The 13,851-nt window shown below is 67.6% G+C and carries 11 protein-coding genes and 2 pseudogenes; 2 read left to right on the plus strand and 11 right to left on the minus strand.

Annotated elements, in window-relative coordinates:
• Positions 1-38 precede the first annotated feature (38 nt).
• From J2W14_RS13750 to J2W14_RS13800, 11 genes and pseudogenes are all read right to left on the minus strand, one after another.
• On the minus strand, positions 39-527 hold the full coding sequence (locus J2W14_RS13750) for an 8-oxo-dGTP diphosphatase (protein WP_307463366.1): 489 nt from the start codon (positions 525-527) through the stop codon (positions 39-41).
• A 36-nt stretch (positions 528-563) separates the two neighbouring features.
• Entirely contained in the window at positions 564-1,559 is a 996-nt protein-coding gene (xerD, locus tag J2W14_RS13755; RefSeq protein WP_307463434.1) for a site-specific tyrosine recombinase XerD, read from the minus strand.
• Between the two features lie 14 nt (positions 1,560-1,573).
• On the minus strand, positions 1,574-2,236 hold the full coding sequence (locus J2W14_RS13760; protein WP_307463367.1) for an NUDIX domain-containing protein: 663 nt from the start codon (positions 2,234-2,236) through the stop codon (positions 1,574-1,576).
• Positions 2,237-2,263: 27 nt separating this feature from the next.
• Positions 2,264-4,102, minus strand: coding sequence for a CTP synthase (locus tag J2W14_RS13765; protein WP_307463370.1), 1,839 nt, complete (start codon positions 4,100-4,102; stop codon positions 2,264-2,266).
• A 79-nt stretch (positions 4,103-4,181) separates the two neighbouring features.
• A complete protein-coding gene (recN, locus tag J2W14_RS13770) occupies positions 4,182-5,921 on the minus strand; it encodes a DNA repair protein RecN (RefSeq protein ID WP_307463374.1) in 1,740 nt (579 codons plus the stop codon).
• A gap of 3 nt (positions 5,922-5,924) precedes the next feature.
• Positions 5,925-6,965 carry an NAD kinase gene (locus J2W14_RS13775; RefSeq protein ID WP_307463377.1) on the minus strand — a complete coding sequence of 347 codons (1,041 nt, stop codon included), beginning with the start codon at positions 6,963-6,965 and terminating at the stop codon, positions 5,925-5,927.
• 22 nt (positions 6,966-6,987) lie between these two features.
• The gene (locus J2W14_RS13780) at positions 6,988-7,800 is read right to left on the minus strand and encodes a TlyA family RNA methyltransferase (protein ID WP_307463380.1); all 813 of its coding nucleotides are present in this window, start codon (positions 7,798-7,800) and stop codon (positions 6,988-6,990) included.
• Entirely contained in the window at positions 7,787-8,110 is a 324-nt protein-coding gene (locus J2W14_RS13785) for a hypothetical protein (RefSeq protein ID WP_307463383.1), read from the minus strand. Before J2W14_RS13785 ends, J2W14_RS13780 begins: the two co-directional genes overlap by 14 nt.
• Before the next feature lie 10 nt (positions 8,111-8,120).
• Positions 8,121-9,110 (minus strand): HAD-IIA family hydrolase, encoded by a 990-nt coding sequence (locus tag J2W14_RS13790; protein ID WP_307463386.1) that lies wholly within the window; start codon positions 9,108-9,110, stop codon positions 8,121-8,123.
• 6 nt (positions 9,111-9,116) lie between these two features.
• On the minus strand, positions 9,117-10,994 hold the full coding sequence (locus tag J2W14_RS13795; RefSeq protein WP_307463389.1) for a hypothetical protein: 1,878 nt from the start codon (positions 10,992-10,994) through the stop codon (positions 9,117-9,119).
• A gap of 251 nt (positions 10,995-11,245) precedes the next feature.
• Positions 11,246-11,402, minus strand: a pseudogene (locus J2W14_RS13800) (TadE family protein); the annotation flags it as partial.
• A gap of 373 nt (positions 11,403-11,775) precedes the next feature.
• On the opposite strand from J2W14_RS13800, the pseudogene J2W14_RS21245 reads away from it, so the two are divergent.
• Positions 11,776-12,213 (plus strand): annotated as a pseudogene (locus J2W14_RS21245) (CHAP domain-containing protein); the annotation flags it as partial.
• A gap of 195 nt (positions 12,214-12,408) precedes the next feature.
• The gene (locus J2W14_RS13805; protein ID WP_307463392.1) at positions 12,409-13,143 is read left to right on the plus strand and encodes a hypothetical protein; all 735 of its coding nucleotides are present in this window, start codon (positions 12,409-12,411) and stop codon (positions 13,141-13,143) included.
• Positions 13,144-13,851: the final 708 nt, after the last annotated feature.

The following is a 13,851-nucleotide window of genomic DNA, read 5'->3' on the forward strand; positions in this document are numbered from 1 at the left end:
GTTGATAAGTCAATGTCCCGTTGGCCGGCCCGCCCGCGTTACCTTTCCCCGGTAAGTCTTTCGACAGATGCCACACTCTCGTTGTCCTCATTCAGGACAACGACGACGTCGTGCACCTCGCCGGCCAGCGCGGGCGGCAGCCAGTGCCCCGCGTCCTGCCACATCAGATGCAGCGGCAGTGCCCCTACGTCGAACCATTCGGGCGTAATCTCGGGGCTTTCCGCCGGCTCGCCCTCCCAGCGCCGCGTGGTGAAGAGCCTGCAGTACATGTTCCACTCGGGGCGGGTCGGGAAGAGGAACTCGATGACGCCGGCCTCGGCCAGGTCCTCCTGCCGGACGACGACGCCGGCTTCTTCCCAGACTTCGCGGACGACGGCTTCGGCGTCGCTCTCCCCCGCTTCAACGTGGCCGCCAATGCCCACGATCTTGCCCGTGCCGAACCCGGTCCGCTTCAGCCCCAGGAGCACTTCGGTGCGGGAGCCTGTTTCGCGGAGCAGGAAACATAAAGTGACGGGAGTGGAGGCCATGAAGCCAAGCCTAGCGGCGCGTTGCGCTCCTGCGGCTCAGCCCAGCGCCCGGGGATGCGCGGCGGCATAGATCTCCCGCAGGGTGTCCGCGGTGACCAGTGTGTAGACCTGCGTGGTGGTGACCGAGGCATGGCCCAGCAGCTCCTGGACCACCCGGACGTCGGCCCCGCCTTCGAGCAGGTGCGTGGCGAAGGAGTGCCGCAGGGTGTGCGGCGAGACGTCCTTGGTGATGTTCGCCTTCTCCGCGGCGGTCTTGAGGATGGTCCAGGCGCTCTGCCGGCTGATCCGTCCGCCGCGGGCGTTCAGGAAGAGGGCTGGCGTCCCCTTTCCCTTGGCGGACAGCAGCGGCCGGCCGCGGACCAGGTAGGCGTCCAGGGCGCGGGCGCCGAAGGATCCCAGCGGGACCAGCCGTTCCTTGGATCCCTTGCCGAAGAGCCGGACGATCGCGGGCCCGGCTTCCCCGGCCGTATGCAGGGAGATGTCGTCGACGTCGAGGCCCACGGCTTCGCTGATCCGGGCGCCGGTGGAATACAGGAACTCCAGCAGGGCCCGGTCGCGCAGCCCGGTGGCGGTGTCGGTTCCGACTGCCTCCAGGATCCTGGTGACCTCGTCGACGCTGATGGCCTTGGGCAGGCGCTTGCCGGGCATGGGCGGATGGACGTCGCTGGCCGGGTCGGTGGGAGTTACACCCTCCAGGGCCCAGAATTTGTGCAGCCCGCGCACGGCCACGACCGTCCGCGCTGCCGACCGGATGCCCAGGGCCGAGCCGCCGTCGGACCCGTCGGAGAGCGCCTGGACGAAGCCGGTGACGTCGTGCCGGGTGATCTCTGCGGGACGCTGGCGGCCCGTGCGGGCCAGGTGCCTGGCGTAGCGGGCGAGGTCCCGGCGGTAGGCGGAGAGGGTGTTGGCCGCGAGTCCCCGTTCCACGCCCATGTGCTGCAGGTAGTCCGTTATGGCGCGGTCGATCGCCGTCAGCGGCCGGGCCGGGGGCTGGCCGGGCGCCTCGGGGTCGGCTGTCAGCGGTTCCACCATCAGCGGTTCCAGCATCAACGCTGGCTGGGATGCGCGGGCCACGGGGCGTTCCCCGGGCGGAGGTTCTTGAAGCCGTCGGCACGGGCGGCCGCGGCGGCGAGCACGCCGACGACGGCGGACGGGTTGTGCAGGCGCCCCTCCAGCACGGCCTCAACGGCCGCGTCCAGCGGGATCCAGTGCAGCTCGATTTCGGCTTCCTCGTCGGTGCGGACGTGGAGTTCGTGGCCGGGCACATCACTCAGGTCCCGGGCGAGGTAAATGCGGATGGCCTCGCTGGAGGACCCGGGAGAATTGAAGAAGTCGGCGAGCACGTTCCATTGGCCGGCGATGAGGTCGGCCTCCTCGGCGAGTTCCCGGGCCGCGCCGGCCACGAAGTCCTCGCCTTCGACATCGAGGAGCCCGGCCGGGATCTCCCACAGGTCCATCCCGACGGGGTGCCGGTACTGCTTGATCAGCAGCACTTCGCCGGCGTCGTTCATCGGGAGGACCGCCACCGCGCCGGGGTGCTCGATGTAGTCGCGGGTGAGCGGGTCGCCGTCGTCGTGGAGCTGGAAACTGTCACTGACCACGTCCCAGATCCGGCCTTCGTAGACCGTCCGGGACGACAAAAGACGGCGCGGGCTCGGTTCGTCCGAAACCTGCCGTGCAGCATGGGGGGTTTCAGGGATACCGGGCATCGCGCCGTCCTTTGATTTAGTTGGGGGTTACTTCGACACTGCCGCGGACGGCTTGGCCGCCGCCGGGGCTGCCTTGGCTGTATCCGCCGCGCCTGCCCCTGCCTGGGCGGATTCTGCCTGGGCTGTATCCGCCTGGGCGGTATCTGACTGGACGGCGGTGCTGCCGTTGCGCTTCTGGTGCTCCAGGGCGGCCTTCACCAGTCCGGAGAACAGGGCGTGCGGGCGGGTCGGGCGTGAGCTGAGCTCCGGGTGCGCCTGCGTGGCCACATAGTACGGGTGGACTTCGCGGGGAAGCTCCACGTACTCCACGAGCTTGCCGTCGGGCGACGTTCCGGAGAACACCAGTCCCTGGGCGGCGATCTGCTCGCGGTACTTGTTGTTGACCTCGTAGCGGTGGCGGTGCCGTTCGCTGACCTTGGTGGTGCCGTAGGTCTCGGCGACCACGGACCCCTCGTCGAGCTTGGCCTCGTACAGGCCCAGGCGCATGGTGCCGCCCAGGTCGCCCTTGCCGTCGACGATGTCCAGCTGCTCTTCCATCGTGGCAATCACCGGGTACTTCGAATCCGGCTCGAACTCGGACGAGGACGCGCCCTCGAGGCCGACCACGTTGCGGGCGTACTCGATCACCATGCACTGCAGGCCCAGGCAGAGGCCCAGGACCGGGAGCTTGCTCTCGCGGGCGTACTTCAGCGCGCCGAGCTTGCCTTCGAGTCCGCGGATGCCGAAGCCGCCGGGGACGCAGATCGCGTCGACGCCCTCCAGGGACTTGACCGCACCCTCATGGGTTTCGCATTCGTCCGAGGGGACCCAGCGGATCTTGACCTTGGTGTCGTTGGCGAAGCCGCCGGCGCGCAGGGCCTCGGTCACGGACAGGTAGGCGTCCGGCAGGTCGATGTACTTGCCGACCAGGGCGATTTCAACCTCGTGCTTGGGGTTGTGGACCGCGTCGAGGAGCCGGTCCCAGCTGGTCCAGTCCACGTCCTTGAAGGGAAGGTCGAGCGCGCGGACGATGTAGGAATCCAGGCCCTGGGAGTGCAGGGTCTTCGGGATGTCGTAGATGCTCGGGGCATCCGGGCAGCCGATCACGGCGTCGATGTCGACGTCGCACATGCGGCCGATCTTGTCGCGCATGGGCTGCGGGACTTCGCGGTCCGAACGGATCACGATCGCCTCGGGCTGGATGCCGATCGAGCGCAGCGCGGCAACGGAGTGCTGCGTGGGCTTGGTTTTCAGTTCCTGCGACGGGCCGATGTAGGGCACGAGGGAGACGTGCAGGAAGAACACATTGCCGCGGCCGATGTCCTGGCGGACCTGGCGGGCGGATTCGAGGAACGGCTGCGACTCGATGTCGCCCACGGTGCCGCCGATTTCGGTGATGATCACGTCGGGGGCGTGCTTGCCCTCGGCGGGGAGCCGCATGCGACGCTTGATCTCGTCGGTGATGTGCGGGATGACCTGGACGGTGTCGCCGAGGTATTCGCCGCGGCGTTCCTTGGCGATAACCGTGGAGTAGACCTGGCCGGTCGTGACGTTGGCCGAGCCCTCGAGGTTCTCATCGAGGAAGCGCTCGTAGTGGCCGATGTCGAGGTCCGTTTCGGCGCCGTCGTCAGTCACGAAGACTTCGCCGTGCTGGAAGGGGTTCATCGTGCCCGGATCCACGTTCAGATAGGGATCGAGCTTTTGCATTGTTACAGACAAGCCGCGTGCCCGCAGGAGGTGACCGAGGCTCGAAGCCGTCAGTCCCTTACCGAGCGAGGACGCCACACCACCGGTGACGAAGATGTGTTTGGTCGTCTTGGACGAGCCCGGAAACCGGGAATTTACACGGGAATTTGATCGCTGCACCACGGGGTTCGAGCCTATCATCAATTCAGCCTCCAGGGGTCTGTTCGCGGCAAGCCGCTGTGGTTGTCCTCCCGGTGCCGGGGCGCCGCACGGGGGGTGGTCAGGCCTGCTGCGGCAGGAGCCGGGCGTCGTCGAGCAGCTCCTGGGCATGGGCCTGGGCGGATTCGGAGTCCTCCTGGCCGGCGAGCATGCGGGCCAGTTCCCGGACGCGTTCGGCCTCGTCGAGGAGCCGGACGTCACTGGAGGTGAAGCCGGTGGCGGTGGCACCGTCAGCGCCGCGCACGGAGGTCTTGGTGACCCGGATGTGCTGGTCGGCGAATGCAGCCACCTGCGGCAGGTGGGTCACCACGAGCACCTGGACGTGCCGGGCCAGCATCGCCAGCCGCCGTCCGATCTCGACGGCGGCGCGGCCGCCCACGCCGGCGTCAACCTCGTCGAAGACGAAGGTGGGGACCGGGTCGACGGCGGCCAGCACCACTTCGATGGCGAGCATCACGCGGGACAGTTCACCGCCGGAGGCGCCCTTGCCCAGCGGGCGGGCGGGGGCGCCGGAGTGCGGCTGGAGCAGGAAGGAGATCTCGTCCGCGCCGTGCGGTCCCGGTTTCCCGCCGGATTCGACGGTGATGACCAGGGTGGCATCGGCCATCGCCAGGGCCTTGAGTTCCGCGCTGACGCGGGCGGAGAGGTCCTTGGCGGCCTTTTTGCGGAGCTTGCTGATACCGGCGGCCTGCCGGGCCAGCTCGGCCCCGGCGCGGGCCACTTCGGCCTCCAGCGCCTCGATCCGGGTGGAGTCGTCCTGCAGCTCCAGGAACCGCGCCCGGGACTGCTCGGCCCACACCAGCACCTCGTCGATGCTCGGGGCGTACTTGCGCACCAGCTTCGCCAGGGCCCCCCGGCGGTCCTCGATCTCGGCAAGCCGTTCCGGACCCTCGGTGTCGAGGGCGGACTGGTAGCTGGCGAGTTCGGTGGCGATGTCGTTGAGCAGGAAACCGACCTCAGCAAGCCGGGCGGCCGCGGAGCCGAGTTCCTCGTCGTGTTCGGCGACGTGCTCCAGGGTGCGTTTGGCGGCATCGACCAGGGCGGTGGCGTCGTTGCCGTCCCCGAAGTCCTCGGCGATGAGTGCCTGGTGTGCCGTGGTGGCCGCGATCCGGAGTTCCTCGACGTTGGCGAGCTTGACTGCCTCCGCCTTGAGCGATTCGTCCTCTCCCGGCTGCGGGTCGACGGCGTCGATCTCGGCCAGGGCCACCTCGAGGGATTCGGCCTCGCGGAGGCGTTCCCGGGCGGCGCTGCGGAGCTCGTCCAGCTCGGCCTGGCTGGACTTCCAGTGGGCGTACAGCTCCTGGTAGCTGCCGAGCGCTGCGGCGAGGCTCTCCCCCGCGAATTTGTCGAGGGCCTCGCGCTGCGCGACCGGGCTCTTGAGCCGGATCTGCCCGGACTGGCCGTGGACCACCACGAGGGTTTCCCCGATCTCCCCGAGCACCCCCACCGGGGCGGCGCGGCCGCCGAGGTAGGCGCGGCTGCGGCCGTCCGCGCCCACGCTGCGGGCGAGCAGCAGCTCCGCGCCGCCGTCGAACTCCTCGACCTCGGCCCCGGCCTCCCGGGCGCGCGCCACGGCCGGGTGCCCGGCGTCGAGCTTCACCGTCGCCTCCGCGGAGGCGCTCTTCGCGCCGCTGCGCACGGCGCCGGCGTCGGAGCGTGCGCCGAGCAGCAGCCCGACGGCGGTCACCACCATGGTCTTGCCGGCACCGGTTTCACCGGTCACGACGCTCAGGCCCGGGCCGAGGGGCAGCGTGGCGTCGGTGATGACACCGAGGTCGCGGATTCTCAGTTCTTCAAGCATGCTTCACTTCGCAGTCGATGGATCAGGAGTCTCGTCCGGCCCTGCGTGCGGCGGGCCTGCCTGCGGCGGCGTCGGAAGCGGGGGCATCGGCCGGGGCGTGCGGATCACCGGCACCGGACCGGTATGGACCGTGGCGGCTTGCGGCATCGGTCCCCGCCAGCCCTGGATGGGCAGTTCGAATTTGCGGACCAGGCGGCCGGAGAAGGGCGTCTGGTGGGTGCGGGCGAGCCGGACGGGCGTGGCGGAGCGGGTCACTTCCACGCGCGCGCCGGGCGGGAGGTCCACGGAGCGCCGGCCGTCGCACCAGAGCACACCCTGGGCGTCGGTGCGGTTCAGGATTTCGACGGCGAGCCGGGACCGGGGTGAGACCACCAGCGGCTTGGCGAAGAGCGCGTGGGCGCTGATCGGCACAATCAGCAGCGCCTCGACCTCGGGCCACACCACCGGGCCGCCGGCGGAGAAGGCGTAGGCGGTGGAGCCCGTGGGGGTGGCCAGGACCACGCCGTCGCAGCCGAAGGAGGTCAGCGGGCGTTCGTCGACCTCGGTGACCACCTCGAGCATCCGTTCCCGGTTGCCTTTTTCGATCGCGGCCTCGTTGAGGGCCCACGTGTGCCAGATTTTCTGCCCGCGGACCCAGACCTGGACGTCGATGGTCATCCGCTCTTCCACGGTGTACTGGCGGCTCGCGACCCATTCGACGGTCTGGGCCAGGTCCGCCCGTTCGCTCTCGGCCAGGAAACCCACGTGGCCGAGGTTTACGCCGAGCAGCGGCACGTCGACCTCGCGCACCAGTTCCGCCGCGCGGAGGATGGTCCCGTCGCCGCCGAGCACCATCACGAGCTCGACGTCGGGCAGCATCACGTGGTCATGGAGGATCTCGACGGGCTGGTCGAGGCGGCCGAAGAAGCGGACCATGTCGCCGAGCTCGGATTTGAGCATCACGGGAATGATGCCGAAGTCGTGGAGCTGGGCGCACGCTTCCCAGGCAGCCTTGAGGGACTCCTCACGGCCTGTGTGGGCAAGGATGAGGACACGCCTGCTCATCGGGTTCCGCCTTCTGGTGCTTCTAGTACTTGGGCCAGATTGTTCCGAGTAACGCAGCAACGGCTGCGTCCCGCTCTTCGATCTTAGGCAGGTCTGTTCGAATCCCGCGCTTTATCCACAGGAAGTACTCGACGTTTCCGTCCTGGCCGGGCAGCGGGCTGCTCGCGAGGCCCTTCAGTTCCAGCCCGGTGTCCATGGCCTCCGCCGCGACTTTGGCCACGGCGAGGCGGCGCTCCCGCTCCGAGGTGACGACGCCGGTGCGGCCCAGCCGGTCCTTGCCGATCTCGAACTGCGGTTTGACCATCAAGACGAGGTCGCCGCCCGGTTCGGTGCACACCGCCAGGGGTGCCAGCACGAGGGTGAGGGAGATGAAGGACAGGTCCGCCACCGTCAGCGCCACCGGTCCGCCGATCTCCTCAGGGGTCATGTAGCGGACGTTGAGGCCTTCGTGGACGGAAACGCGCGGGTCATGCCGGATCACGGGGACCAGTTGGTCGTGACCGACGTCGACGGCCACGACGTGGGCCGCACCGCGGCGCAGCAGCACCTCGGTGAATCCGCCGGTGGAGGCCCCGGCGTCCAGGCACCGCTTGCCCTCGACCTCGACGGCGGGAAACGCGTCCAGCGCGCCGGCCAGCTTGTGCCCGGCACGGCTGACGTAGTTGTCCTCCTCGGCGGCTGCGACGTCGAGGGCCGTGTCGTCCTGGACCTGAAGCGAGGCCTTGGCCAGCACTTCACCGTCGGAGCTGACCTTGCCTTCGGCAATGAGCCGGGCGGCATGGGTGCGGGACCTCGCCAGTCCGCGGCTGACGAGGGCCTGGTCAAGCCTGCTCATTCGTGGCATCCCCTGGTGACGTGGTCGGTCCGGCCGCGGCCGGGCCTTTGGTTGGCGGTGCTGCGATGGACTCGTTGAGGGCCGCGAGCAGTTCATCATGCAGGAGGGCATAGACCTCCTCGTGGCGGGCCACGGGGAGGTCCGGCAGGTCACCGAGACGACGAAGCAGTGCGCTGACGGCGGGGTCCCGAGACGGATCATCCCCCGCGGCAGTGTCGGCATCGCCGGGCACCGCCGGAAGCGCCGGCCAGGTGACCTGGGCGTCTTCCCCTGCGGGGTCCGTCCCGGTGGTGTGGTTGGGCTCGGTCATGGTCCCCAGTCTAGTGATCCAGCCATTCGAGGACCGGCGCCAGGGCCGTAATGGTCTCGGGATTGGCGGTCCACCAGGCCGAGCACGCGGCCCGCCAGGCGTCGAGGTCGGCGGGATCGCCGCTGACCCGGACGGTCTGCCCGTGCACCACGGCGGTGGCCGCGCCGCAGCGGTGCTGCCCGGCGTCGGACTCAATGGCCGGGTAGGGACGGTACAGGTCCGTGAGGTCGTTGATGAGGTAGCCGGGCCGTTCCAGCGTGCGGGCGGCGAGGATCGTTTCGCGTGTGTCTACGCCGGTCAGCACCGCAACCGTGGCGAAGCCGGCCCTGTTCCCGCCGAGGATGTCGGTGTCCAGGCGGTCGCCGACGACCAGTGGCCGGTCTGCGGCCAGGCGTTTCGCGGCGGCGTGGAACAGCGGCGCTTCCGGTTTCCCGGCAACCAGGGGCCGCTGCCCGGTGGCAGCGGCCACGGCCCCGACCAGCGTCCCGTTGCCCGGTGCCATGCCCCGGGCCTGGGGAATGGACATGTCCGTGTTCGTGGCCACCCACAGGGCGCCGCCGGCAATGACGTAGGCGGCTTCCGCGAGGTCCTTCCACCCGAGGTCCGGATGGAACCCCTGCACGACGGCGACGGGCTGCTCCGCTTCACTGCGGACCGGCACCAGTCCGACGAGTGCGATCTCCTGGGCCAGCGAGTCCCCGCCGGTGACCAGCACCCGGGCACCGGCCGGCAGCAGCGAGGCGAGCAGCTCGCCCGCGGCCTGCGAGGAGCTGACCACCTGGTGGTCTTCTGCCGGGGCACCCAGATCGCGCAGGTGCTGTGCCACCTGCGCCGGCGTCCGGGAGGCGTTGTTCGTGACGTAGCCAAGGCCGACGCCGATCCCCGCCAGCCGGCGCAGGGACTCAACGGCGCCCGGGATGGCGTGCGGCCCGGCGTAGACGACGCCGTCGAGGTCGGCGAGCAGGGCGTCGAAAGCGGAGATCAGCTCCGGTGCGGCCATTCCGGATCAGCCTTCGGTGCGTTCCGGCTCGTGCGAGCCGGCGTCGTGGGACTGGTCGTGTCCGGACTCGCCGGAATCGTCACCGGACTCGCCGTGTCCGGACTCGCCGGAATCGTCACCGGACTCGCCGTGTCCGGACTCGCCGGAATCGTCACCGGTGAGGACCTCGGAGCGGTCCAGGGCGTCTTTTTCCACGGAGTCGTCATCGGACTCGGCGTCGTCGGACTCCCAGAAGTCGGATTCGGCATCGTCGGATCCCTCGTCGAGGGCGTTGGCTGCCGCCGCAGTTTCCGGCAGGCCGGCGACGGCCTCGGCGCTGGCCGCACGCGGCGACTCCTCTTCCGGGGCAGCCGCGGCGGACCGCTGGGCGGCCTGTTCGGCCAGGAGCCGGCGCTGCTGCTGTTCCTCGCGGGCTTCCTCTTCCTCGTCCCAGCCGAGATCGATGATGTCCGGGTCCTCGGAGACATCGAGGCCGAGGGCATTCTCGGCGACGGTGGCCTGGCGCTGCCACTTCTCCGCCTCCGCGGTGCGGCCGACCGCGGCCAGGGCTTCGCCGTAGGCGCGGAACAATCGCGGGCTGTAGGAGAACGCCCGGTTGATGTCCAGCTGGGCGATTTCCAGTTCGGAGACGGCAGCATCGAGCTGGCCCAGATCGGTGCGGGCACCGGCGGCCACAATGGCCAGTTCCGCCTTGCCGGGGGCGTCGAGGTCCTTGGCTTCCTCGGAGCGCGCCATTTCCAGGGCGCGGTCGGGCCGGCCGAGTCCACGTTCGCAGTCGGCCATGACGGGCAGGTGCATGTTGGAGCCGCTGATCCTCCGGTAGGTGCGGAACTCGCGCAGGGCTTCGCCGTAGTGGCCGGCGGCGTAGGCGGTCAGGCCCACGGCTTCGCGGACGGCCGCGAGGCGGCCTCCGCGCCGGCTGGCTGCCAGGGCGTGCTGGAAGGCCAGCTCCGGTTCGTCGTCGATGAGGCGGCCGGCCATCACGAGGTGGCGGGCCACCCACTCGGCGCTGTTTTCCTCGAGGGTCCTGATCTGGTGCTGCGTGGCGCGGTCCAGTTCCTTGCCCGTAACGTCGTCGTCGATCTGCGGTGAACGCTCGCGGTCGGGGCGGTTGGCGCTGCGGAGGTCCCGGGCATTGGGAACGCGGACGGGGCGGTCTTCTGCCCGGTCGCGGCCGAACTGCCGGGGACCGGAGTCGCCGCGGTCAAAGCTGCGGGCGGGCCGGTCATCACGGTCAAAGCTACGGGCGGGCCGGTCATCACGGCTGCCAAAGGGCTTACGGTTGTCGCCGCCACTGTAGGGCTTGCGGTCGGCACTACCGCTGTACGGCGGCTTGCGGTCCCCGCCGCCGGCACCGAAGCTGCGGCGTTCGTCGCCGCCTTCACGCGGGGCACGATCACCATAGGGCTTGCGGTCACGGTCCCCGCCGCCGCTGTACGGCGGCTTCCGGTCGGCACCGCCGCCGAAGCTGCGGCGTTCGCTGCCGCCTTCACGCGGGGCACGATCACCATAGGGCTTGCGGTCACGGTCCCCGCCACCGCTGTACGGCGGCTTCCGGTCCCCGCCGCCGCCGAAGCTGCGGCGTTCGCCGCCGCCTTCACGCGGGGCACGATCACCATAGGGCTTGCGGTCACGGTCCCCGCCACCGCTGTACGGCGGCTTCCGGTCGCCTTCCCGCGCCGGGCGGTCTCCGAAAGGCTTTCGGTCGCGGTCACTGGAGGAAGGACGGTCCCCCTGGGCGCCCCGGTCATCCCGGGAACGGAACCCGCGAGGATCGCCGCCGGAGTTGTTGGTGCCGCGGAATCCACCGCCGCCTGAAGTGCGTCCGCCGCCAAAGTTGCCGCGGTCGTTGCCGCCACGATTACCGTCGTTATGCTCAGCCATGCTGGATTCCTCCTGTTATGAGCTGACCACTGGCGCAATCGCAGCCGCTCTATTCCGTGTTTCGTTCCTACGCAACCCGAAATCAAGCGCTTCGAAGTCCGTACATCTCATCCAATTCTAGGCGAGTCCCCTGCGCCCGGCTAACGGCAGGGGCTGTTTCGGCTGTCGCGGTGTCAAGCCTCACAGACACCTGGGGACTCCTTGGCGTCAACGGCGTTGCGGTCCGCGAGGGTGCCTTACCTAGTGCCCTACACCGCGGCGTCGATCAGTGTTCCGTACGTGCAGGACGAGGGTGAGCTGGACGATGGCGAGGAAGAACAGCGACAACAGCCCTCCCACGAGGACGAAGTCCAACACCGCCGACCCGCATTCGTCAGTTTTGTCCCAGCCGGCGCCGGGCAGGCGCACGCGCTACTGCCCGACCTTGTCCCCTGGCCTGGTTGAACAGTCCTTCCAGGGCAGGGACGGCGACCGCGAGGAGTGCGGCGACGAAGACGCCGGACGTCGAGTGACTACGTCAAGTCGCCACCTACGCGCCCGAACCAGAGATCATGCACGCGGCTCGCATCGCCCAACGTCACCACCAGCATCAATTACGTGATCGGTCTTTAGCGGTACCCAGCTAGACTTTCTCGCGGAATAGACTTTAGCGTCTACCACAAATTTTAGTTTGACGCTTGTCAAATAGTCGGACTTACATTTCTGGCTTCGCCCATTGCCGTCCGCGAAGAAGTGTCCTATTCTTTCCATGATTTGTCGGAACTTTGCGAATTGGGGAAGCATGGAAAATGGTATTAGCCGCCGAGTCTTTATTAGCGCTGGTGCACTGGTCGCAGCCAGTGCCGGATCCCTTCTGACTGCGCGACCGGCCCTCGCTTTCAGCTTGAATGACTTGGATGCCTGGGTCAGCCGAACTGAGGGCAAGTACATAAATGTTGACGGTGCCTATGGTGCCCAGTGCTGGGACCTTTGGGAGGCCTACTGTCGCGACCTAGTGGGGGTCAGCCACGTATCTACGCAGCTATCCCCCAATCCTGGATATGCCTCGGCCCTGTGGGACGGTTACTCAGGAAACGGCGCATCTCTCTACTTCGATTCCGTGCCGTCCACGGCGACCCCCATCAAAGGGGACGTGGCAATTTGGCAATATGGCACAGGTTCATATCCGTATTCTCACGTCGCAATAGTATTAGCGGATGCCGGTACCAATCTCTACGTATTCTCGCAGAATTCATCACCTTCGCTTCCTGGTAACCCGTACCCGGGAGTTTCCACTGGACCATGTGTCCGTCAGTATCTAACTAAGAGCGGGCTAGCCGGTTATCTCCGTCCAAGAACGCTCAACGGCGGCGCGCCATCATCTGACACGAACCTTTCCCGATTGGTGATGTCAGATACTAACGGCAGACTGAGCATGAAGGAGGGCCATCTCTACGCCGGGTGGACCCTGGTAGCAAACCAGTCGCGCTCTTTCAGCATCGCCGGAAGTCGACTCGGTGTAGTAACTTCGACTGGCGTAGCGACAATCAAAGACGGCCCAGTCAATGCTGCGTGGGTTGACGTCGCAGATCAAGCCCAATCCATAGTGGTAACCACTAACAGAATCGGAATCCTTCGTTCCAACGGAGAGCTCTGGGTAAAGGAAGGCGCTGTAAATGCCCTATGGGTTGTGGTCGCGTCGATGGTAACCGACTTCTCGATGGACGGAAATCGCATTGGCGTCATCACACAGGGCAAGGCAGAGGTGAAGGAGGGCTCGTTGGGCGCCCCGTGGGTCACTGAGGTCACAGGCTCGTCGCGGATCCAAGTCAATGGCAACCGTATCGCTGTCCTCCAAACCAGCGGTTCCCTTCTTGTAAAGGAGGGCGATCTCTACGCAGGTTGGGTTACGCAGCTAAGCGGCGTGTCGCAGTTCCACTTGGCTGGCAACAGAATCGCAGCGATAAGCGGCGGCGTTGTATCCGTCAAAGAAGGAAGCCTCTATTCAACCTGGTCCAACCAGACAACGGGTGCTCTCGAGGTTAGGGTCACCCAGAACCGGCTGTCAGTCGTGGGAACCGATGGCAAGTTGTTCGCCAAGGACGGAAGCCTCGGTGCAACGTGGGTTGACCTCTCGACGGGTGCTCGGAGCGTTGCCTTGGCCAACTAGGTTCTTGGGTGGGCCCTCCGCGACTTTTTGCGAGTGGCCCACCCATACCCACAGCCACCGAGTCCACTGAGGCAGGTGCCGTGGCTCGGCTGTGGGGGGACGTCGATGAGCCGGGTGACGCTGATCTGGCAGTTGAACCCGCCGGGGCAGATGGCAATGATGGGGGCCGCCACTCCGCCCGGTTCCGTGGGGCTGTCATGGGCAAACAGTTCGACTCCCCCGGACCCCGGAATACTCACTCATGCCTGGAGAGGTTCGATCCGCCACGGCTGGTCTTGACGCCAGGACAGACATCTTCAAGCCGCACTGCAGTCTGCCGGGGCACGCAACATCATGGACGGCGCCCGCTACTACAACCCCTGCCCGAGCCGGCACGACAAAGGTCGCAGCCTGACAAAGCGCGGTTCTACGGGACGTGAAGTACACCTGGGATCTAGACGTACTGGACGTGGTCGCCGCCGAGCTTCCCACCGACCTGGCCGAGTTCGGGTGCCTGGGAGCGATCCACCTCCCACCCACGCCAGTGGTGGGAACTTTCAGCTAGAACACGGAATTAGGCCCACCGACCGGAAGGATTCAAAAGTGAATAGGCCTCTTATCCCGGGTGGGTGCTGTTTTGGGGTTAAATGCGGGAGAGCCCCAACCGTGTGGTTGGGGCTCTCGACCGTTTAATGATGTTCCGGCGGTGACCTACTCTCCCACACCCTC

Source organism: Pseudarthrobacter oxydans (assembly GCF_030812335.1).
Taxonomy (GTDB): Bacteria; Actinomycetota; Actinomycetes; order Actinomycetales; family Micrococcaceae; genus Arthrobacter; species Arthrobacter oxydans_B.

Excerpts from the sequence above, each read along its gene's own strand:
- J2W14_RS13750 (WP_307463366.1), bottom strand. The coding sequence starts at position 527 with ATGGCCTCCACTCCCGTCACTTTATGTTTCCTGCTCCGCGAAACAGGC.
- xerD (WP_307463434.1), bottom strand. The coding sequence starts at position 1,559 with ATGGTGGAACCGCTGACAGCCGACCCCGAGGCGCCCGGCCAGCCCCCG.
- J2W14_RS13760 (WP_307463367.1), bottom strand. The coding sequence starts at position 2,236 with ATGCCCGGTATCCCTGAAACCCCCCATGCTGCACGGCAGGTTTCGGAC.
- J2W14_RS13765 (WP_307463370.1), bottom strand. The coding sequence starts at position 4,102 with ATGATAGGCTCGAACCCCGTGGTGCAGCGATCAAATTCCCGTGTAAAT.
- recN (WP_307463374.1), bottom strand. The coding sequence starts at position 5,921 with ATGCTTGAAGAACTGAGAATCCGCGACCTCGGTGTCATCACCGACGCC.
- J2W14_RS13775 (WP_307463377.1), bottom strand. The coding sequence starts at position 6,965 with ATGAGCAGGCGTGTCCTCATCCTTGCCCACACAGGCCGTGAGGAGTCC.
- J2W14_RS13780 (WP_307463380.1), bottom strand. The coding sequence starts at position 7,800 with ATGAGCAGGCTTGACCAGGCCCTCGTCAGCCGCGGACTGGCGAGGTCC.
- J2W14_RS13785 (WP_307463383.1), bottom strand. The coding sequence starts at position 8,110 with ATGACCGAGCCCAACCACACCACCGGGACGGACCCCGCAGGGGAAGAC.
- J2W14_RS13790 (WP_307463386.1), bottom strand. The coding sequence starts at position 9,110 with ATGGCCGCACCGGAGCTGATCTCCGCTTTCGACGCCCTGCTCGCCGAC.
- J2W14_RS13795 (WP_307463389.1), bottom strand. The coding sequence starts at position 10,994 with ATGGCTGAGCATAACGACGGTAATCGTGGCGGCAACGACCGCGGCAAC.
- J2W14_RS13805 (WP_307463392.1), top strand. The coding sequence starts at position 12,409 with ATGAAGGAGGGCCATCTCTACGCCGGGTGGACCCTGGTAGCAAACCAG.